The organism is Alcaligenes sp. SDU_A2, from assembly GCF_038237375.1.
In the GTDB taxonomy this organism is placed as follows: Bacteria; Pseudomonadota; Gammaproteobacteria; order Burkholderiales; family Burkholderiaceae_B; genus Alcaligenes.
Map to the genome: position 1 here is coordinate 13,971 of NZ_CP151273.1, position 20,956 is coordinate 34,926.

General features: G+C 61.0%; 22 protein-coding genes. 16 read left to right on the plus strand and 6 right to left on the minus strand.

The features are described 5' to 3' along the window. Window positions 1-10 precede the first annotated feature (10 nt). The 5 genes from AADW57_RS00075 (at window position 11) to AADW57_RS00095 (ending at window position 3,384) form a co-directional block, all read left to right on the plus strand. Window positions 11-880: a biotin--[acetyl-CoA-carboxylase] ligase gene (locus tag AADW57_RS00075; protein ID WP_341668026.1), complete on the plus strand. Its 870-nt coding sequence runs from the start codon at window positions 11-13 to the stop codon at window positions 878-880. A 39-nt stretch (window positions 881-919) separates the two neighbouring features. Next, window positions 920-1,762 carry a type III pantothenate kinase gene (locus AADW57_RS00080; RefSeq protein ID WP_341668027.1) on the plus strand — a complete coding sequence of 281 codons (843 nt, stop codon included), beginning with the start codon at window positions 920-922 and terminating at the stop codon, window positions 1,760-1,762. Between the two features lie 132 nt (window positions 1,763-1,894). Continuing rightward, a complete protein-coding gene (locus AADW57_RS00085; protein ID WP_341668028.1) occupies window positions 1,895-2,071 on the plus strand; it encodes a hypothetical protein in 177 nt (58 codons plus the stop codon). Window positions 2,072-2,089: 18 nt separating this feature from the next. After that, on the plus strand, window positions 2,090-2,920 hold the full coding sequence (galU, locus tag AADW57_RS00090; RefSeq protein ID WP_341668029.1) for a UTP--glucose-1-phosphate uridylyltransferase GalU: 831 nt from the start codon (window positions 2,090-2,092) through the stop codon (window positions 2,918-2,920). A gap of 254 nt (window positions 2,921-3,174) precedes the next feature. Continuing rightward, on the plus strand, window positions 3,175-3,384 hold the full coding sequence (locus AADW57_RS00095) for a cold-shock protein (RefSeq protein WP_026483779.1): 210 nt from the start codon (window positions 3,175-3,177) through the stop codon (window positions 3,382-3,384). 121 nt (window positions 3,385-3,505) lie between these two features. Here AADW57_RS00095 and AADW57_RS00100 read toward each other — a convergent pair whose 3' ends face one another. Together AADW57_RS00100 and waaC are read right to left on the minus strand one after the other, a co-directional pair. Then, window positions 3,506-4,849 (minus strand): 3-deoxy-D-manno-octulosonic acid transferase, encoded by a 1,344-nt coding sequence (locus AADW57_RS00100; RefSeq protein ID WP_341668031.1) that lies wholly within the window; start codon window positions 4,847-4,849, stop codon window positions 3,506-3,508. Between the two features lie 97 nt (window positions 4,850-4,946). Then, window positions 4,947-5,948, minus strand: coding sequence for a lipopolysaccharide heptosyltransferase I (gene waaC, locus AADW57_RS00105; protein ID WP_341669627.1), 1,002 nt, complete (start codon window positions 5,946-5,948; stop codon window positions 4,947-4,949). Window positions 5,949-6,070: 122 nt separating this feature from the next. Here waaC and AADW57_RS00110 point away from each other — a divergent pair, with 122 nt between their 5' ends. The 8 genes from AADW57_RS00110 (at window position 6,071) to AADW57_RS00145 (ending at window position 14,190) form a co-directional block, all read left to right on the plus strand. Then, window positions 6,071-6,970, plus strand: a complete 900-nt coding sequence (locus AADW57_RS00110; RefSeq protein ID WP_341668032.1) for a LysR family transcriptional regulator — start codon at window positions 6,071-6,073, stop codon at window positions 6,968-6,970. Window positions 6,971-7,068: 98 nt separating this feature from the next. Further along, the gene (locus tag AADW57_RS00115; RefSeq protein ID WP_341668033.1) at window positions 7,069-7,872 is read left to right on the plus strand and encodes a putative hydro-lyase; all 804 of its coding nucleotides are present in this window, start codon (window positions 7,069-7,071) and stop codon (window positions 7,870-7,872) included. A gap of 114 nt (window positions 7,873-7,986) precedes the next feature. Then, complete coding sequence (locus AADW57_RS00120; protein ID WP_341668034.1) at window positions 7,987-9,045, plus strand: TRAP transporter substrate-binding protein; 1,059 nt, start codon at window positions 7,987-7,989, stop codon at window positions 9,043-9,045. Window positions 9,046-9,171: 126 nt separating this feature from the next. Then, window positions 9,172-9,792, plus strand: coding sequence for a TRAP transporter small permease subunit (locus AADW57_RS00125; protein WP_341668035.1), 621 nt, complete (start codon window positions 9,172-9,174; stop codon window positions 9,790-9,792). Beyond that, entirely contained in the window at window positions 9,789-11,072 is a 1,284-nt protein-coding gene (locus AADW57_RS00130) for a TRAP transporter large permease (protein WP_341668036.1), read from the plus strand. Before AADW57_RS00125 ends, AADW57_RS00130 begins: the two co-directional genes overlap by 4 nt. 34 nt (window positions 11,073-11,106) lie before the next feature. Further along, the gene (locus tag AADW57_RS00135) at window positions 11,107-11,790 is read left to right on the plus strand and encodes a DUF2848 domain-containing protein (RefSeq protein ID WP_341668037.1); all 684 of its coding nucleotides are present in this window, start codon (window positions 11,107-11,109) and stop codon (window positions 11,788-11,790) included. 38 nt (window positions 11,791-11,828) lie between these two features. Beyond that, window positions 11,829-13,184: an amidase gene (locus AADW57_RS00140; RefSeq protein ID WP_341668038.1), complete on the plus strand. Its 1,356-nt coding sequence runs from the start codon at window positions 11,829-11,831 to the stop codon at window positions 13,182-13,184. A 67-nt stretch (window positions 13,185-13,251) separates the two neighbouring features. After that, on the plus strand, window positions 13,252-14,190 hold the full coding sequence (locus AADW57_RS00145; RefSeq protein WP_341668039.1) for a DMT family transporter: 939 nt from the start codon (window positions 13,252-13,254) through the stop codon (window positions 14,188-14,190). A 4-nt stretch (window positions 14,191-14,194) separates the two neighbouring features. On the opposite strand, the gene fmt is transcribed toward AADW57_RS00145, so the two are convergent. Together fmt and def are read right to left on the minus strand one after the other, a co-directional pair. Next, complete coding sequence (gene fmt, locus AADW57_RS00150) at window positions 14,195-15,142, minus strand: methionyl-tRNA formyltransferase (RefSeq protein ID WP_341668040.1); 948 nt, start codon at window positions 15,140-15,142, stop codon at window positions 14,195-14,197. 4 nt (window positions 15,143-15,146) lie between these two features. After that, window positions 15,147-15,665: a peptide deformylase gene (gene def / locus AADW57_RS00155; protein WP_341668041.1), complete on the minus strand. Its 519-nt coding sequence runs from the start codon at window positions 15,663-15,665 to the stop codon at window positions 15,147-15,149. A 155-nt stretch (window positions 15,666-15,820) separates the two neighbouring features. On the opposite strand from def, the gene dprA reads away from it, so the two are divergent. The 3 genes from dprA (at window position 15,821) to AADW57_RS00170 (ending at window position 18,426) form a co-directional block, all read left to right on the plus strand. Continuing rightward, window positions 15,821-16,966 (plus strand): DNA-processing protein DprA, encoded by a 1,146-nt coding sequence (dprA, locus tag AADW57_RS00160; RefSeq protein ID WP_341668042.1) that lies wholly within the window; start codon window positions 15,821-15,823, stop codon window positions 16,964-16,966. A 75-nt stretch (window positions 16,967-17,041) separates the two neighbouring features. After that, entirely contained in the window at window positions 17,042-17,962 is a 921-nt protein-coding gene (locus tag AADW57_RS00165; RefSeq protein ID WP_341668043.1) for a hydroxymethylglutaryl-CoA lyase, read from the plus strand. Further along, window positions 17,953-18,426, plus strand: a complete 474-nt coding sequence (locus AADW57_RS00170; RefSeq protein ID WP_341668044.1) for a hypothetical protein — start codon at window positions 17,953-17,955, stop codon at window positions 18,424-18,426. Before AADW57_RS00165 ends, AADW57_RS00170 begins: the two co-directional genes overlap by 10 nt. 134 nt (window positions 18,427-18,560) lie before the next feature. On the opposite strand, the gene AADW57_RS00175 is transcribed toward AADW57_RS00170, so the two are convergent. Beyond that, entirely contained in the window at window positions 18,561-19,577 is a 1,017-nt protein-coding gene (locus AADW57_RS00175) for an amino acid ABC transporter substrate-binding protein (RefSeq protein ID WP_341668045.1), read from the minus strand. Between the two features lie 90 nt (window positions 19,578-19,667). After that, complete coding sequence (locus AADW57_RS00180) at window positions 19,668-20,948, minus strand: phenylacetate--CoA ligase family protein (RefSeq protein WP_341668046.1); 1,281 nt, start codon at window positions 20,946-20,948, stop codon at window positions 19,668-19,670. Window positions 20,949-20,956 lie beyond the last annotated feature (8 nt).

The following is a 20,956-nucleotide window of genomic DNA, read 5'->3' on the forward strand; positions in this document are numbered from 1 at the left end:
CCGGATTGTCATGAACACCTCTTCCCAATTCGCCCTACCCAGCCCCCGCGACATGGTCGCCGAGCTGCGCACGCGTCTGCCGCATTTCAACCAGATCCGCTGGCTGGACGATACTGAATCCACCAATGCAGATCTGCTCACCCTGGCCCGCCAGGAAACCGGACCGCGAGTGCGGCCCTGGCTGCTGGGTGCCCACCTGCAAAGCCGTGGACGTGGCCGCGCGGGCCGCACCTGGCAGAACCGCGCCGGTGCCAATCTGATGTTCTCCTGTGCCTTCGATGTCTTTCTGCCGGCGCGCCAGTTGCCCACGCTCTCGCCGCTGGCCGGCATGGCCACCTGTGAAGCGCTGCGCCTGTGCCTGGAACCTGCCTTGCGCCGACGCCTGACCATGAAATGGCCGAATGACGTCCTTTGGGATCAGGCCAAGCTGGCTGGCATTCTGGTCGAAGCCACACGCGCCAGCGCCGCCCCCAGCTCGGCCGATCATCATGTTGTCATCATAGGCATAGGCATCAATCTGCAAGACGCCGCCGATCTGAGCCTGCGCACCCAGCGCGCTGTGGCCGACTGGAGCGGCATCGCCGAACACTCCACCCAGGCCAGCCTGACCCGCTGCTCGGACATTGTGACCAAAGTCGCCCAGTCCTGCTACCTGAGCCTGAATCATGTCACTGCGCAAGGCTTTACGGACCTGCCTGATCGCTACGCGCAAGTGGACGCCCTGATGGGACAACACGTACACATCATGGACAATGGCCAGATCCTGCATACCGGCATTGTCACCGGCATCAATGTATCGGGTCAGTTGTTGCTGCGCCATCCTGACGGCTCGGAGCGGGCCATCACGGTGGGCGAGGTCTCCGTGCGCCCACAGCGCTGATCACTATACTGGCGCTTTCTTTTCTCGGACTGGCACCGCATGACTTTGCTGATCGATTCCGGCAACACCCGCATCAAGCTGGGATGGTGCCATCCTGTTACCGGCGCGCGCGAAGCCATGGCGCTTTCGCTGCGCGCCGATCAGCTCGATCAATTGCCGGCCTTGCTACAGGCACATCAGGCCCCCCTGCAAGACATCAAACGCTGCAACGGCCCGCGTGCCATCGGCGTCAATGTGGCCGGAACCCACGTGCAGGCGCTGATCGATCAGGCCATGCACGCGTTGGGCCTGAGCCCGGTGCGCTGGCTGCGCAGCGAAGCGAAGGCATTTGGACTGCGCAACGGCTACAAGCGCGCCGAGCAATTGGGCGCGGATCGCTGGGTAGCCCTGCTAGGTTTGTGCGATCTGCTGCAAAACGCATCTTATGCCAATCACCCTGCTTTACTGGCCAGTTTCGGCACGGCCACCACCATCGATATGCTAGGTCCTGTTCAAACGAACGAACGCAACTTTCTGGGCGGCACGATCCTGCCCGGCCCCAGCCTGATGCTGTCCTCTCTGAAGCAAAACACGGCCCAACTGCCCCAGGCCCACGGTCGCATCAGCCCATTTCCCACCGACACGGACGCCGCCATCTGTACCGGCGTGGCCGCCGCGCAAGCCGGAGCCGTCCTGCGGCAGTGGGAACAAGGCAGACTGCAATTTGGCGTCCCCCCCCTACTGTTTATCGCCGGCGGTGGCCGCGACCTGATTCTGCCCGAACTGCATCAACAACTGGCGCATCACTGCAGGCTGATTAATACGGTACCGCCCCCGGCACAAAATCTAGACACGCCCACCCTAAGTGGATTGGCCCTGTACGCTAGCGCACCGTGCCGCTGACACAAGGTCTGGATACGCTAACCCATCCACAAACAAGCCCCCTTTGATACGTGAAGTTCACATTAAACGGGTGAACTTATAGGCCCGACCCCTTACAATCCAAGATTGAACTGTTTCTTTCCGGTGTCGGGGATGCGACTGCTTTTTATCGTTATCGTGCTGGTAAACATTGCCGTCCTGGCCTTTGGCCAAGGTTTTTTCGGCACGCCACCCAGCGAGCTGGGCCGCGAGCCCCGACAGTTTTCCCAACGCAACCAGGATGCGGTCAAATTGGGGGCTCCGCAAGAAGCTGCCAACTCTGCTCCTTAAATCACGATTGCCGAACTCATGAAACCTATCCGTAAAGCCGTCTTTCCCGTCGCTGGCCTTGGCACCCGCTTTTTGCCCGCCACCAAAGCCATGCCTAAGGAAATGCTGCCCATCGTCGACAAGCCGCTGATCCAATACGCCGTGGAAGAAGCCGTGGCCGCCGGCGTCACCGAACTGATTTTTGTGACGGGCCGCAATAAGCGCGCCATCGAAGATCACTTCGACAGCGCGCCCGAGCTGGAAAAAGAACTGGAAAACAAGAACAAGCTGGACATGCTGGAACAAGTGCGCCATGTCATTCCCAGCCATGTCAACTGCATCTACACGCGCCAGTCGCGCGCCCTGGGCCTGGGCCACGCCGTGCTGTGCGCCGCCCCCATCGTCGGCAACGAGCCTTTCCTGGTGCTGCTGGCCGACGACCTGATCGATGCCACCACGCCGGTCTCTCGTCAGTTGGTCGAAGCCGCCCACCAGTACAACGGCAGCATCGTGGCGACACAGAATGTGGACCGCAGTGAAACCAATAAATACGGCATCGTGGCCGGTGAGGTACTCGATGCCAATACCATCCGCGTCAGTCGTATCGTCGAAAAGCCCGCCCCCGAAAATGCGCCTTCCACGCAGGCTGTCGTCGGCCGCTATGTGCTCGAACCGGAAATATTCGATCACCTGCGCCGCACTCAAGCAGGCGTCGGCGGAGAGATTCAATTAACCGACGGAATTGCCAGTCTGATGGAAAGTCGGGCCGTATATGCATATCAATACGAAGGCACCCGTTACGACTGTGGTAGCAAGGCCGGTTTCTTTCATGCTACGCTTGAATTTGGTCGTAAATACCACGGACTTTAACGAGGGGCGCAGAGGGGTCCGGTTAATCAACAAACCTTAGTCGCAATTGTTTATTCCTTGCGTGTTACAAACTGTGCAAAGGGCGATTTAGCTTGACTTACAGGCCATTTCCCCCCTACGATTGACGGTGCAGGATTTCAAGTTCGTCGAAGTTTGTTCAATACGGTATTGTTTCTAATACTCATTGCCCTGATTTTTACATCTTGACAATCTTTTTTGAGCAGATTGCTCGTCATTTTTAGGGAATGCAGGAAATGCAAACAGAAACCGGTATTGTGAAATGGTTCAATAACGAAAAAGGCTACGGCTTTATCTCCCCCGACAACGGTGGCAAAGATCTTTTCGTTCACCATTCCGACATCTTGGGCACGGGCTTCAAATCTCTGGAAGAAAACCAGCGCGTATCTTACGTGTCTGCTGAAGGCCAGAAAGGTCCCCAAGCCAAGAGCATCCAAAAGCTGTAATCAATACAGTTTTTGATCTCAAAAAAAGCCCGCTTCAGCGGGCTTTTTTTCGTCCAACCCATCTCTTTGTTGGCGGAACGCTACATCCAATCCTGCCCCCTACAACAAAATACGCATTTGCTTATGCTCCGGAGTCCTTATGCCCCCGGATCTCGGCCAGCCCCGACAGCACGCGCAATACAGCACCTTCATGCATCTGCACCCAGTGCAGTCCTGCATCAGACATTTTGTGATGCCGCGCCGGCGCATCCACTAATTCCACGGCCTGCTGCAAGGCCGCCACCGGTGTCGCGGCACGTACGACTGCACCGGCATGCAGCGCATCCTGCACGGCCTGCTCGAAATTACGCGTATGGGGTCCCACAATGACAGGCACACCTATCGCGCTGGCCTCGATGAAATTCTGTCCACCCAAAGGCTGAAAACTGCCTGCCACGATGGCTACCCGGGCCAAGGCGTAGTACCAATACATTTCACCCAAGGTATCGCCCAGCAGAACGTCCACATCACGACACGCCTGAATAGCCGATGTGCTGGAATCGCCCTGTTGCAATAAAACGCTGCGGCGCACGTAACGCAATCCCAATTTATCCAGATAAGCGGCTGCCTCCTCGAAACGCTGCGGATGGCGTGGAATCAGCACAAACAAGATTGGGCTGTGCAATTCACTGCCATGCTCACGCTCCCGGCGCAGAAAATGCGCAATAGCGTCGGCAAAGTCCATATCCTCTGTTTCGCGGGTGCTGGCAATAACCACGACGCGCCGATTCAGGTCACTGGAAAAACGCCGTCCCCGGGCGATTTTGTCGTGCGGCAAGTCCACATCGAACTTCAGGTTTCCCGATACCCGCACTCCTTGCGCACCGGCCTGCTCCAGCCGCTGTGCATCGGCCAGGCTCTGAGCGTAAACCAACTCGAAAGAACGATAGGCTTCGCGCATGACCGAACCGCTGCGCAGGCTGGTCGCCAAAGCGTGTTCAGAAAAACGGGCGCTGGCCAGCATCATGGGAATGCCCTGACGTCGTGCTGCCGCCAGCAAATTAGGCCAGACCTCGCGCTCGATCAGTACGCCGGCACATGGCCTGTAGTGCGCCAGGAAACGGCGCACCGCGCCGGGAAAGTCGTAGGGCAGCCACTGCTGGATAACACGGCCTTGCTCGATATCGGCGGCAAAGGCATTGGCACCTTCGGCGCGCCCTGTCACAGTCATGTGAGTCAACAACACCGTTTCGCCCTGATCCAGCAAAGCGCGGATCAAAGGGTGCGCCGCACGGGTTTCACCCAGACTGACGGCATGCACCCAGACCGGAGCCTTGGGTTCTACCGCCTGCCCGCCATAATACCCAAAGCGCGGCCCCGACAGCACTTGCCAGTCCCCGCCTGCACGGCGCGCCCGCAGGCCCATCCAGGCCATCAAGGCCGGAGCCAGCAAGCGTATGGAAGTGGTATAGAAAAAACGGTTCACCGGCCTGGCCTCAGCGCAAAAGCAAAACACATTGTAAGCAATAATGACACACTGCCATCGGGTGTTCCAAGCAGCACGGCCATTTCAAAGGCTGAGCTTAAGTGGCCGGGCTTGCCAGAGCAGGCGCAGCGCCTGCCGCATCACTGCCTAGCGCCTGATCAATTGCGCATAACACGGTCTGGGCCGAAGGCTCATGACCACGCTCTCCCAGACTAGCCGTGTAAGCGGCCCCTTCAAGCGGCGTGCGCACCGGCGTGGACGCCTTGTAGATGCCGATCGTCGGCCTGCCCAGGCCCGCCGACAAATGCGTCAGTCCGCTATCCAGCCCCACCATGATGCGTGCTCCGGCTAACTGCAAGGCAATAGGCGTCAGCCCCATGCGTGGCAACACAGTCGCGTGCGCCCGGCCGGCGATCAAGGCCTGGGCCCGCTCGGTCTCGGCAGCGTTGCCCGCCAGCAGGCGCAACTCCAGACCATCGCCTTGCAACCGGTCGAACACTTGCTGCCAATTGGACGCCGCCCAAAGTTTGTCGTCCCGACTGGCCGACGGCATGATAATGGCATAGGGAGGCTGATCCGCCGGTGCCTGGGCAACCAGGCCCTGCAGGCCGAAGTCCGGCGCGCCCTCGAACTGATAGCCAAATGCAGCAGCGGCCAGACTACGTTGACGAAATACGGCCGGCTGCCAGAAACCCACGCGATGGCGAACATCGTAAAACAAGGACGCCAAAGGTTCGCGGGCCGACTTCCAATCCAGGCCATGACGCCGACCGTGAGTCTGACGCACCAACCAGATCGACTTCATTAGGGCCTGCATATCCAGTACGACATCGTAGCGGCGCGCAGCCAGTTGCTCGCGCAGCGCCGCGCGTTCGCGTCGTGTCTGAGCCGACCACCACTGCTTGCGCCAGCGCCGATGCGCCACCGCAATGGCCTCGTGCACGGCGGGATGCCAGCGCGGAATTTCGGCAAAGCTTTCTTCCACCAGCCAGTCGATTTGTGCGCCAGGCACATGGCGCGCGATATCCGAGATGGCTGGCAGCATATGGACCAGATCCCCGAGGGAAGACGTACGCACAATGAGTATCTTGCAAGTCATGGCGCGATTATAGTGGCGACGCATGCAATTCCAGCCCTTGCCGCCAAAATTTTGCACTCCATCACAAAAGCGGGGAAGGCCGCTTCAGGCATAATAAGAGCCACCTCTTCAGGACCGGAAACATGATTGATTTCAAACAGATCGAAGCCTTTGTATGGGTCGCCGAACTGGGCGGCTTTCGGGCTGCCGCAGAAAAACTGAATACGACTCAGCCCTCTATTTCGCAGCGCATCGCCGGTCTGGAAGCCAACCTGGAGGCGAGGGTATTCGATCGCGGGGCACGCGGCATCAAACTGACCGACAAGGGGCAAGAGCTGCTCTCGCATGCCCAGCGCATGCTGGATCTGCGTACCGAGATGCTGCGTGCCGCCAAAGAACAAAACGCGATTCGCGGCGTGCTGCGACTGGGTGTCGCCGAAACCATTGTGCAGACCTGGCTGCATAACCTGATCGATTATCTGCATCACGAATACCCTGCCTTGGTCATCGAAATCCATGTCGATACCACTAGCGTCCTGCGTCAGCAGCTCGCTACGTTCCAGATCGACATGGCCATGATCGTGGGCATAGGACAAGACCCGAAAGAGCATTGCCTGCGGCTATGCGCCTATCAATTAGGTTGGGTGGCCAGCCCTGCCCTAAAGCTGCATGGCCGGAAAATCAGCGTTTCCGACCTAGGGGTTTACCCTGTAATCACCTATCCGTCGGGCAGCGTTCCTTATCAGTCGACACGCGAAGCCTTGCTGCGTGCCGGGGTCAAATCGCCCCGCCTTTTCGGCAGCGCATCGCTCAGTACCATCGTGCAAATGACCCGCCGGGGGATGGGCCCCAGCGTGCTGGCACCGGATGTCATAAAAGACGAGCTCTCCGAGGGAAAACTGCGCCTTTTGAAGGTAGATCAACCTTTGCCGGCGATCGAGTTTTTTGCCTGTTGGATGGACTCTCCCGACAGTCACATCGCCCGTACTGTAGCTAATCACGCACAGCGAATCGCACAGCTTTACGCCGAGACTGATAAGTAATATTTATAACTGCATATTTGAACTTACAATTGGACAGGCATAGCCCCATCGGTTGCAATTCGCTGCTGTGATCAACCCCCTGCGTGCGAGTGGTCATCATGAACCTGGAATCCCTGCCAAGCTTGGCACCCGTGGCCGAACAGTGCCGCGAGCGCATCCGCAACGAACAGCACACTGGCCCTACCGCCGGACTGGCGGCCGGTTACGTGCAGGCCAACCTGATGATTCTGCCCAAAGACTGGGCAGACGAGTTTTTGCTGTTCAGCCAACGCAATCCCAAGCCATGCCCCATCCTGGCGGTGACCGAACCTGGCCAGCACCTGGTCCCCTCGTTGGGCAGCACCATTGATGTGCGCACTGACTTCCCACGCTACCGGGTCTGGCGCAACGGTGAGCTGTGCGCCGAACCGCTGAACATCCGCGACCTCTGGCGTGACGATCTGGTGTCATTTTTGATCGGATGCTCGTTTTCGTTCGAAGAAGCGCTGCTGGCCGACGGCATTGATGTGCGCCACATCAGCGCCGGGGTCAACGTGCCCATGTACCGCAGCACCATCCAGACTCAGGCAACTCGACGTCTGGCCGGTCCGCTGGTGGTGTCGATGCGCCCCATGCGCGCCGCTGACGCCATCCGCGCCATTCAGATCACATCCCGTTTTCCGTCGGTACACGGTGCGCCCGTTCATATTGGCGACCCGGCTCTGATTGGCATTACCGACATCCACACGCCGGACTATGGCGATGCCGTGGAGATCCGTCCCGACGAGCTGCCCGTATTCTGGGCCTGCGGCGTCACCCCACAGGCTGTCGCCGCCCAGGCCAGACCCGAATTCTGCATCACGCATGCCCCCGGGCACATGCTGATCACCGATATCCCGAATACGCGCCTTGCCGCGCTTTGATCGTAGTTTTGACCGGCTGATCCCGGTTCCCCTTGTGGTTTTATATTGCTGTTTTTCCCGTGTCCTACCGACACATTCCAAGCATTGCAGCTAGACAGCTATCCGGAGCACATTATGAAAAAAATCGTGTTGACCTCCCTGGCACTGAGCAGCCTGGCCCTGGGCTCGGCCGCTCTGGCGCAGACCAGCGCCCAGGACCTGCCCAAGACCGAACTGAAAGTCGTCGGCGGCCTGAGCAACCTGACGGCCTACCAGAACACCGAACAGCCTTTCTGGACCAAGACCATTCCCGAGCTGTCTGGCGGCAAGGTCACGGCCGACATCAAAGGCTTTAACGACATGGGCCTGAAGGGCCCTGAAATCATGCGCCTGGTCGGCCAGGGCGTGATTCCCTTCGGCACGGCCACCCTGGCTTACTTTGCCAGCGACAACTCCATCAATGAAGCCATCGACCTGGCCGGCCTGGCCCCGGACATCTCCGTGGCCAAGAAGCTGACCGACGCCTTCACGCCTGCCTACGAACAGTTTTACGAAAAGAACAATATCAAGGTGCTGGGTTTCTCGACCTACCCCGCACAGGTACTGTTCTGCAAAGGCAATCTGGACGGTCTGGCTGACCTGAAAGGCAAGAAAGTGCGCACCAGCAGCCGCACCCAGGCCGAATTTGTTCAGGCCCTGGGCGGCAACAGCGTGACCATTCCCTTTGGCGAAGTGGTGCCTGCACTGCAAAACGGCGTGGTGGACTGCGCCATCACCGGTTCGATGTCCGGCTACTCGGCCAAGTGGTACGAAGTCAGCGACCACCTGTACAAAATGCCCATCAACTGGAATCAGCAAATCCACGCCGCCAATCTGAGCGCCTGGAAAAAACTGGACCCCAAAGTACAGGAATTCCTGGCCAGCAACATCAAGGTCATGACCAACCAGATCTGGGATGCAGCTGCCAAGGAAACCCAGGAAGGCTACGACTGCAACACCGGTGCCGCCGCCTGCACACACGCCGCCAAGGGCAAGATGACTTTGGTCGAGCCTACCGATGCGGACCGCGAACTGCTCAAGAAAGTCATGAGCGAGACCGTGGTGCCCAAGTGGGCCGAACGCAGCAGCGCCGATACCGTGGCTGCATTCAATACCCACCTGAGCCCCATCCTGGGCTTTGAAGCCAAGAAGTAAGCTGTAGCTGGACACCCGGCCGCCGCTACCCATGCGGCAGCCGGCGGCCTGCACACCAGGCCCCCCTCCTTCCTAGGGCGAATTGATATTTATATTCCCCCCTGAACCCTGTACGGGGTAGACACCATGGAAAACACCAAAAAATTCGCATTGCTGAACCGCATGCTGTCCGGTGCCACGACCCTATCGCGCATCGCCATCTGGTTCGCAGGCAGCCTGACACTGCTCAGCGCGCTCTACATCACCGCCGATGTGCTGTTTCGCAAGTTCAGCGGCAGCTCGCTGGGCGGCTCGGACGAATTGTCCGGCTATGCCTTTGCCATCAGCATCTCCTGGGCGCTGTCCTTTGCGACCTTGCAGCGCGCCAATATCCGTATTGACGCCATCTACCAGCACCTGCCTGTGCGCCTGGCCGCCCTGCTGGACTGGATCGCGCTGGTCGCCCTGTCCGCCTTTATCGTGTACCTGACCCGCTACGGCGCTGATGTCGCCGGCCTGTCCTGGACCAATCAATCCACTGCCAACACCGCCCTGGGCACGCCGCTGTGGATTCCTCAGTTTCTATGGGTCGCGGGCCTGATCTGGCTATGCGTGGTTCTGGCGCTGATGCTGTTGCGCTCCAGCCTGGCCCTGATTACCGGCGACATCCACACCGTCCAGGCTGTCTGCGGCATCCGCAGCACCCAGGAAGAAGCCCTTGAAGAAGCCGAGGCCGGCCACCGCATGGTTCACGGAGACGCCAAATGATCGCCACCGCACTGACTCTTTTGCTCGTCCTGATCGGACTGAGCGTGCCCGTAGGTGCCGCCCTGGGCGTCCTGGGCCTGATTCTGGACCCGCTTTATTCCATGCTGCCGCTGACCGGTGCGCTGGGCGAGCTGTCCTGGGGTACCAGCAATGAATTCCTGCTGGTCGCCATTCCCCTGTTCATCATGCTGGGCGAGATCCTGCTGCGCTCGGGCATGGCCGAACGCATGTACAACGCCATGAGCCTGTGGCTGTCCTGGCTGCCAGGCGGTCTGATGCACGCCAATATCGGTGCCAGTGCTCTGTTTGCCGCCACCTCCGGCTCCAGCGTGGCCACTGCCGCCACCGTCGGCACCGTGGCCTTGCCGCAGATCAAAAAGCAAGGCTACAACGAACCCCTGTTCCTGGGCAGCCTGGCTGCAGGCGGCACGCTGGGCATCCTGATTCCGCCATCGATCAATCTGGTGATCTATGGCGTGCTGACCAACACATCGGTCCCCAAGCTGTATCTGGCCGGCATCATCCCCGGTCTGGCGATGGCCTTGCTGTTCATGCTGTCGATCGCCGCCGCCTGCCTGGTCAAACCCCAGTGGGGCGGTGCCAAGATCAAAGCCTCCTGGAGCCAGCGTTTTGCCAGCCTGGTTCACCTGGTCCCGCCGCTGGGCATCTTCCTGCTGGTGGTCGGCTCCATCTACGCCGGCGTGGCCACCCCCACGGAAGCCGCCGCGCTGGGCGTGGTGGGCGCGCTGATCCTGGCGGCGTTTTCCGGGCGCATGAGCTGGACCATGATCAAAGAAGTGCTGGAAGGCACCATGAAGGCCACGGCCATGATCATGCTGATCGTGATCGGTTCGGCCTTCCTGAACTTCGTGATGTCCGCCACCGGCCTGACCAATGCGCTGACCAGTGCCATCACCGGCCTGGGCGTCTCGCCCATGACCATGCTGCTGATTCTGGTGGTCTTTTACCTGGTGCTGGGCTGCTTCATGGAAACCCTGTCCATGATGATCACCACCATACCGATCGTGGCCCCCATCATGATCGCCCTGGGTTTTGACCCCATCTGGCTGGGCATCGCCATCATCATCCTGGTGGAAGTGGCCCTGATCACCCCGCCGGTCGGCTTGAACCTGTTTGTGGTCCAGAGCCTGCGCAAGAGCGGCAGCATGAACGACGTCATGATCGGCAGCCTGCCGTTCGTGATCATGCTGCTGTCCATGGTAGGCCTGCTGGCCATCTTCCCGGATCTGGCCCTGTGGCTACCACGCCTGTTCGGCTGATCCCGTCTTGACCCTTGATTAAACGAGTATCGCTATGCGTCTGACCTTTGAGCTGGCCCAGGCCACCCACACCGAAATCGTCGAAGCCGACCTGCAACACTGCATCGTAGCCGGCTGGGCCGGCCGCGATATGGCTGCCATCGAGCACCATATCGAAGAGCTGGCCGAACTGGGCGTGCCGCGCCCCAGCGCCGTACCGCTGTACTACCGCATCGCCGCCAACCAGATGGTGCAGGACGAGACCATCCAGGTCGTCGGTTCCGGCTCCTCGGGCGAGTCCGAAGTATTTGTCTTCAACCACCAGGGCCGCCTGCTGGTCAGCCTGGCCTCGGACCATACCGACCGCGTATTGGAAGCGCACAGCGTAGCCTTGTCCAAGCAAATCTGCGCCAAGCCCGTCGCCCGCGAAGCCTGGCTGTTCAGCGATGTCGCCGAGTACTGGGACGAGCTGGTGCTGCGCGCCTATATCCAGGAAGACGGTAAAGAGGTGCTGTACCAGGACGGCACACTGGCCAGCCTGAAGAACCCGCTGGAGCTGATCGAGGGCTACTTCCAGTCCACGACCATGCCCGCCGGCTACGGCATGACCTGCGGCACCGTCGGAGCCATCGGCGGCATCCGTCCGGCCAGCAGCTTCACCATGGAGCTGTTCGACCCACGCCGCCAGCGCAGCATCCGCCACACCTACGTGACGGACGTTCTGCCCGAAGTGGCCTAAACTGCCACTGAGTTCAGCCTTACTTTTTGAGAGTAGCCATGCTAGCGACCATTACCGAACTGCAACGCGCCCTGGACCGGGGTGAAACCACCTCGGTCGCCCTGACCCGCCAAGCCCTGGACCGCATCCAGGACGAAAACGGCGAAGGCGCAGCGACTTTTATCGAGGTCTTTGCCGAACAGGCTATGCAAGCCGCCCAGGCTTCGGACCTGCTGCGCGCGGCAGGACTGCGCCGGTCGCTGGTCGAAGGCCTGCCCATGTCGGTCAAGAATCTGTTCGACATTGCCGGCCACATCACCCTGGGCGGTTCGGCTGTCCTGCAAGATGCCGAACCGGCTGAACACCACGCAGCCATTGTAGATCGCCTGCTCAAGGCCGGTGCCATTCTGGTCGGTTCGACCAATATGACCGAATTTGCCTTTTCCGGGCTGGGCATCAACCCCCACCACGGCACGCCCCGCTCCGCCTGGGACCGCGACAGCGCGCGCATCCCCGGCGGCTCGTCGTCTGGCTCGGGCGTGGCAGTCGCGCAAGGCATGTCCGTTTTTTCCATCGGCACGGACACCGGCGGTTCTATCCGTATACCCTCGGCGTTCAACGGCCTGACCGGATTCAAGCCCACGGCCGAGCGCGTGCCCAGCGAAGGTGCCATGCCGCTGTCGCGCAGCCTGGATTCCAACGGCCCGCTGGCTGCGTCCGTGGAATGCTGCGCCATCGTGGATGCCATCCTGACCGATCAGCCCTACGTGCCGGTGGTGGCTCCGGCCTTGGAAACTTTGCGGCTGGCGGTGCCTGCCTCGTTCGTGTTCGATGGCATCGACGATACCGTACGTGCAGCCTTTGACCGTGCCATCGCTTTGCTGCGCGAACAAGGCGCGCAGATCGAAGAAATCGACATCCCTGAATTCGAGCAGTTGCCGCATATCAATCGTCAAGGCGGATTTGTTTGCGCCGAAGCCTGGTCGGTACACCGTGACCTGATCCAGGCCAAAGGCGAACAGTACGACCCTCGCGTCGCCTCGCGCATCATGCGCGGCAAGAACATAGACTGCGCAGACTATATCGAACTGCTCGATACCCGCCAGGCCTGGATTGCTGCCGTAGAAAGCCGCCTGGAACGATTTGACGCCGTACTGATGCCCACCGTCCCAGTGATCGCACCCCGCATCCAGGATCTGATCGAATCCGACGACCTGTATTTCGCCACCAATGGCCTGATTCTGCGCAATCCGACCCTGATCAACTTCCTGGACGGCTGCGCCTTGTCGCTGCCTTGCCATGCACCCGACGAAGCGCCTGTCGGCCTGATGGTGGCCGCGCCCGCCTACCATGACGAGCACTTGCTCGGTGTAGGCGCAGCTATCGAAAGGGTATTGCCGCTGCGCGGCCGCTGATCCCGTAAGATCGTTTCCAGCAGGACGGCCGCCCGGCCGTCCTTGTGCTTTCTGTCAGGAGTCCACCATGAGCTCGCCCGCGACCGGATCACACACCCGGACGGCCCTGTCATCCAGCGCTTTCCCACTGGCCGGCGTACTGATTCTTGTGCTGTCTTCCTGGGCGCTGTCGGGCCTGGACGCCAGCGGCAAATGGATCATGGGCTTTGGCGTGCCCCTGCTGGTCATGTGCTGGTTTCGCTACGTCGTGCATCTGGGGCTGGTTCTGGCGCTGGTGCTGCCGGTCAAAGGCCGGCGCGTGCTGCGCAGCGCCCGGCCCAAAGCACAGATTCTGCGCGGCACCGTCATGATGCTGGCGACCTTTTCGTTCTTTTCGGCCCTGCGCTACCTGCCGCAGGCCGAAGCCACGGCCATCAACTTCCTGGCCCCGTTGCTGGTGCTGTCGGTCGCCCCCTGGCTGCTGAAAGAGCCGCCGCGCATCAGCCGCTGGATTGCCGCCGGAGTGGGGTTTTTAGGGGTGCTGATCATCATCCGGCCTACCGGCGGTCTGCATCCTATGGGTATTCTGTTCGGCCTGATCACGGCCTGTATGTTCGCCACTCAGTTTATCGCCACGCGCCGCGTGGCCGTGGACGACGCCATGACCACGCTGATCTGGAGCGGTGCCGTAGGCAGCATCTGCCTGACTATCGCCCTGCCCTTCATTCTGCCACCCACCCTGCCGGCTCTCAAGGCGCTCAGCCCCTTCCAATGGCTGATTCTGGCATCCACGGGCTTCTGGGGCTGCCTGGGCCACTTGCTACAAATACAGGCCTACCAGCGCGCGTCCGCTTCTTTGCTGGCACCCTTTGTGTACCTGCAGATCGTCGCCGCCGCCGCGCTGGGTTGGATGATATGGGGACAATTCCCCGATGTGTTCACCTGGATCGGCATTGGCGTGGTCTGCGCCAGCGGCATCGTGATCGGAGCGTTGGAATGGCGGCGCCAGGCCCGGCCCGGCACCTGAACGCCTAATCGGCGCGGGCCTGCCAGCCCTGCACGAATGCGCTGACCGGCTGACGCTTGCCGCCGGCCTTCTGCACTTCCAGCAAACGCAGCACGCCCTGGCCGCAAGCCAGATCTATGCCTTGCGCACTGGCGGCCAACACAGTCCCCGGAACAGCCGTACCCGACGCCTCCAGGGCCTGGGCTCGCCATACTTTAATGGGCTGCTCCAGACCCGGCAGCGCCAGCGTCGAACCCGGAACAGGATCGAACGCACGGATACGGCGCTCCAACGCCACGGCGGATAAGGACAGATCCAGAACCGACTCGGCCTTGGACAACTTGGCCGCGTAGGTAACACCCTGTTCGGGCTGCGGCGTGGCGATCAGGCTGGAATCGCGCAATTGCTGCAAAGACTCCAGCAACGCCTGGGCACCCAGGACAGCCAGTTCGTCGTGCAAGGTGGCCGCGCTGTGATCCGCCCGGATGGGCAGTTCGCGGCGTACCAACATATCGCCGGTATCCAGCCCTTCGTCCATTTGCATAATGGTAATGCCTGTGACCGCATCGCCCGCTTCGATCGCGCGCTGAATAGGGGCTGCGCCGCGCCAGCGCGGTAACAGGCTGGCATGAATGTTGAAACAACCATGACGCGGCAACTGCAAGGTCCAGGAAGGCAGAATCAAGCCATACGCCGCCACGACCATCAGATCGGGCTGTACACCCAGCAAGGCCTGCCGGGCCTGGGCGGCCTGCTCAGGGTACTTGCCGTCCAGGCGCAGGCTAAGCGGCTGCAAGACCGGAATGCCGGCCTGCACCGCAGCCTGCTTGACAGGACTGGGAGTCAGTTTAAGGCCGCGTCCGGCAGGGCGGTCGGGCTGAGTCAGCACCAAGGGGACATCAAAACCGTGCGCCAGCAAAGCGTCCAGGGCGATACGGGCAAATTCGGGCGTGCCGGCAAAAACAATACGCATACGATTAGCTGGTCGCTTTCAGGGCTTCGCGTTGCTGCTTGCGCAGACGGCTGCGTATGCGTTCGCGCTTGAGCACCGACAGGTATTCCACAAACACCTTGCCATCCAGGTGATCCAATTCGTGCTGCACGCATACGGCCAACAGGCCTTCGGCTTCCTGTTCGTACTGCTCGCCCTTCTCGTTCAGGGCTTTGAAGCGGATGCGTGCCGAACGCTCGACCTTGTCGTACACGCCGGGTACCGACAGACAACCCTCTTCGTAGACTTGGAGTTCTTCGCTTTTCCAGGTGATGACCGGATTGATCAGCACCAGTAGTTCGTTGCCCTCTTCGGATACGTCGATGACCACGATGCGCTCGTGTACATCCACTTGTGTGGCAGCCAGCCCGACGCCGGGTGCATCGTACATGGTTTCGGCCATGTCCTTGACCAGCGTGCGCACGCGCTCGTCCACTTCCTGCACGGGTTTGGCCACCGTGTGCAGGCGCGGGTCTGGGAATTTAAGGATAGGTAGCAAAGCCATGATGCAAGTCCGAAGAAAACCTATAAGTCTATATAATAAAACACGATTCAGGACAGCATCTGCTTTCGGGACGTGCGCTGCGCGCCTTTTGATCCCGCTAGAGACAACTGTCCTGCCTGGAAGCGCCAACGCGCTGTTTCATGCCACACTGCCGCATGCCACACCATTTTACATCGGAAGAACTGCGCGGCTGGCTGCGCCTGTCTCTGGAACCCGGCCTGACGCCCGCCCCTGCCCGCCAACTGCTGGCCGCGCTCGGCTTGCCGCAACATATCTACCAAAGTTCCACCGCCACGCTGACCCGCCACCTGCCGGCCGACCTGGCCGCCCAAATGGCCGGCGAACCCTCGGACCCACTGCAAGCCGCCATCGCGCAGGCAACCGACTGGCTGGAACAAGCCGGCCATCATATCCTGACCTTGGCCGACCCCGCCTACCCAGCCGCACTGCTGGATTTGCACGACCCACCCCTGCTGCTCTATGCCAATGGCGACCTGGACTGCCTGGGCCGCCCCGCTCTGGCCATTGTGGGCGCGCGCAATGCCACCCAATCAGGCCAAGAGACTGCCCGGGACTTTGCAGGCACTTTAGCGGCACAGGGATGGTGCATCGTCAGCGGCCTGGCTGCCGGAATCGACCAGGCAGCCCACCACGGTGCCCTGCGCGCCGGACAGCAAGGCGGCAGCACCATCGCCATCATGGGGACCGGCATGGACCTGGTCTACCCGGCCGCCCACCGCGCACTGGCCCACCAGATCGCCGGGCAAGGCTTGCTGCTTAGCGAACTGCCCCTGGGCACCCGCGCCCTGCCCCACCACTTCCCGCGCCGCAACCGGTTGGTCGCCGCCCTGTCCAAAGGCGTGCTGGTGGTCGAAGCGGCCCGCCAGAGCGGCTCACTCATTACCGCCCGACTGGCAGGCGAGCTGGGGCGCGAGGTCTTTGCCATCCCCGGCTCTATTCACTCCCCGCTGTCACGCGGCTGCCATGCCCTGATCCGACAAGGAGCCAAGCTGGTGGAAAGCGCACAGGACATTCTGGATGAACTGGGTGGCGCAGCCCCGTCGGGTTTGCCGCCCTGTGCCATATCGCCACCGCCTGCCCCGACAAACACTGACAACCCCTTACCCGAGGAACTGCGCCCGATTCTGGAGCGGATCGACTTTGCCCCCTTGTCTGCCGACCAACTGCTGCGCCGCACCGGCCTGCTGGCAACCGAGCTGCCCGCCGTATTGGCCGAGCTGGAACTGGCCGGATGCATCGAAGCCCTGCCCGATGGCCGTTTCCAACGCTTGAAACCTTAATCACCAGCCCGACAGCGGTTATCATCCGTATATAGTTTGCGGCCACATGGCCGCCTTCCCTTTCCAGGACTCACCATGTCATACCCATCGCGCGTCAAGATCGTCGAGGTCGGCCCCAGGGACGGCTTGCAGAACGAAAAAGAATTCATTCCCACCGCCGTCAAAGTCGAGCTGGTCGAACGCCTGGCCCACGCCGGCTTTGCCAATGTCGAAGCCGCTTCTTTTGTATCGCCCAAATGGGTGCCGCAAATGGCCGATGGCACGCAGGTCATGGAATCCATCGAACGCCGTCCCGGTACGATCTACTCGGTACTGACGCCAAATATGCGCGGCTTCGAGGGCGCGCTGGCCGCCAAGGCCGACGAAGTCGTCATTTTCGCAGCGGCCAGCGAAGCCTTTTCCCAGCGCAACATCAATTGCAGCGTCGACGAATCCATCGAACGCTTTGTGCCGGTCGCGCAGGCGGCCAAGCAGGCAGGGCTGCGTCTGCGCGGCTCCATCAGCTGTTCGCTGGGCTGCCCCTACGAAGGCGAAATCGCCCCCGCCAAGGTGCTCAATGTGGCCCAACGCCTGATCGCCCTGGGTTGCGACGAGATCGACGTGGCCGACACCATAGGGGTGGGCACGGCGCGGCGGGTCTATGACCTGATGCGCATCATCACCGAACAGGTAGATCCGGCCCGCGTGTCCGGGCATTTCCACGACACCTACGGTCAGGCCATTGCCAACATCGTAGCCTCGATGCAGGCGGGCATTCATATTTTCCACAGTTCGGTGTCCGGCCTGGGCGGCTGCCCCTACGCCAAGGGGGCAACCGGTAACGTCGCGACCGAAGATGTGCTGTACCTGATGCAGGGCATGGGAATAGACACCGGCGTGGATCTGGACGCTGTGGTGGACATCGGTCAGTGGATCTCTGGCCATCTGGGCCGCAAATCGGCCAGCCACGCCGGCAATGCGCTGGCCGCTCGCAAGGGAGCGATTGCATGCTCATGAGCCAGCCCGCCTCCTCGGAGGAGATTGCTGCGCTGCTCAAGGACATATCACCTCTGCCTGTTCAGGGCCGCTCCTGGCCGCGCTGGGTAGCCGCTACCGCCTGGCTGGTGCTAGTCCTGATCGGCATACGCATGGCTCTGGTGGCAAGCTCCCCGCAAGGTGCCGCCATCAGCCCGCTGCTGGCCGGCAGTCTGGTGCTGCTGTTCACGGGCCTGATCGTGATCGCCTGGTATATGTGGCACGGTGTCACCACCATAGACCAGGACGGCATACGCCAAAGCTGGATCATGAAGCGGCAGGTACAGTGGCAGGACATCCACTTTGCCAAATTCGTGCCGCTGTTCAACTCCAAGCGCCTGATCTGCTTTACCCGGCGCGGCCGCCCCATCGTCTTTCAAGGAGCCACGCCCGAACTGCAAGTGGCCTTCGCCAAAATCTCGCTGGTGCTGCGGCGCAAAACCTAAACAACGACCGCAGAACAGGCGCACGGCAGGTTCGTGCATCGCCTTGAAGAAAACCATCTTGCAACCGCCAGACAACAAAAACGGCTCCCCACAGGGAGCCGTTTCGACACCATCATCAATCTGGCGGCATCAAATTAACGAATAGGCAAACCGTAAATCAGGCCGCCGTTGGTCCACAAGGCATTCAGGCCGCGTTCGATCTTGAGCGGGCTGCCTTTGCCCACCGTGCGCTCGAACGATTCGCCGTAATTGCCCACTTGTTTGATGATGTTGTAGGCCCATTTTTCGTCCAGGCCCAGGTTCTTGCCGGCACCCGGAGTCACGCCCAGCAGGCGCTGCACATTCGGGTTGGTGCTTTTAAGCTGCTCGTCCACGTTGGCCGAGGTCACACCCAGCTCTTCGGCATTAAAGGTCGCCTGCAACGACCATTTCACAATGTTCAGCCACGCATCGTCGCCCTGGCGCACGAACGGCCCCAACGGTTCTTTGGAGATGATCTCGGGCAGCACCTGATAATCGTCGGGATTCTGCATCTTGGAGATGCGGATCGAGGCCAGGCCCGAGGCGTCCGTGGAGAATACGTCGCAGCGACCGGCCACGAACGCGTTGACCACTTCGTTGAACTGCTCGATGACCACCGGCTTGTAGTCGACCTTGTTGGCCCGCGCCCAGTCGGCCATGGTGTTTTCGTTGGATGTGCCGGTCTGCATGCAAACCGTCGCCCCGTTCAATTCCTTGGCACTGGACACGCCCAGCTTCTTGGACACCAGAAAACCCTGGCCGTCGTAGAAATTGATGCCGGCATGGATGGCACCCACGGCCGTATCGCGCTGCTGCGTCACCGTGGTGTTGCGCGCCAGCAGATCGATCTCACCGGACTGCAGGGCCGTAAAACGCTGCTGGGAATTCAAAGGCACGGCCTTGTACTTGCTGGCATCGCCCAGCGTCGCGGCGGCCACGGCACGACATACGTCGATATCCAGCCCCGTCCAATTGCCCTTGTCGTCAGGGGCGGAAAAACCGGCAAAACCCGTGGTCACGCCGCACAGCACATGGCCACGCTGCTTGACCGTATCCAGGGTGGTGGCCTGGGCCGCCTGGGCGCAGGCCATCGCCGCCAGGACGCCGGCAGAAAGTTTCAGGAAACGCATCGGTCTCTCCTCTGTGGATGCTGGAATACATGATTTTCCTGCATATTACCGCAGCCCGATATTACCCTGTAGGTATAAACAAATTACATATCAATCGTAGCTACGTTGATCTTCGATGACTTTTCCGTCGCGCGGCAAGGTATCAGGGGCCAGCAGCTCGACCTGGGCACGTAGTTTGGTCACATCCCGTATGGTTTCGGCCACGGCCTGCTCCAGACCGGGCAGCCCAGAGACGATCTCGGCCTGAAACACCATCTGATCCTGTCCGGTTGCGCCACGCACCACCAACCGCGCCTGCCCCAGCTCCGGATGCCGGGTACGGATCTGCTCGACCTGGGCCGGATGCACGAACATGCCGCGCACTTTGGTGGTCTGATCGGCACGCCCCATCCAGCCCCGTATGCGTTGATTGGTCCGTCCGCAAGGCGAGACACCCGGCAACAAAGCCGACAAATCGCCGGTGCCAAAACGCACCAGGGGGTAATCGGGATTGAACGACGTGACCACCACTTCGCCCACCTCGCCCGGCTCGACGGCATGGCCAGTGCCCGGACGCACGATCTCCAGAATCAGGCCTTCGTTCAGGACCAGGCCTTCGCGCGCCGCCGTCTCGTAGGCAATCATGCCCAGATCCGCACTGCCATAGGCCTGATACCCGTCAATGCCATGCCCGGCAAACCACTGCTGCAAGGAAGGCGGATAGGCTTCGCCGGAGAACAGCGCCTTGCCCAGGCTGGGCAGCGCCACCTGCATGGATTGGGCTTTTTCCAGGATGATCTTCAGGAAGCTAGGCGTACCCGTATAGCCCCCGGGCATCAAGTCGGCCATCGCCTGCACCTGCTGTTCGGTCTGCCCGATGCCACCGGGAAACACGGTGCAGCCCAAGGCATGAGCCGCCGTTTCCATCATGGAGCCGGCCGGCGTGAAATGATAAGAAAAACAGTTGTAGATCAGCTCGTCGCGCCGAAAACCGGCCGCATACAAAGCCCGCGCAAAGCCCCAATAATCGGGCCGCGCGCTTTCCGGTTCGTACATAGGGCCGGGCGAGGCAAACACTTTACGAGCCTGCCCCCAGCCAATCGCGGAAAAACCGCCAAACACATCCTGCGCCTGACGGCCCGCCCCCCCTTGCGTGCGCGCCTGTTCGCGCGACCGCAGTTGCGCCTGCAACAGCTCGCTCTTGCGGATGACCGGAATGGCGGACAAATCCTCGCGGCTACGCACAGCTGCTATATCCACGCCCTGCAATTGCACGGCAATGGCCGGTGCGCGTTGGCGCGCCGCCTGCAACACCTGCGGCAGGCGGGCCATCAATTCTTGCTCGCGCTGCTGGGCAGGCAAGGTTTCGCGTTCGTCGTAATAGTCGCTCATGGTCCCCC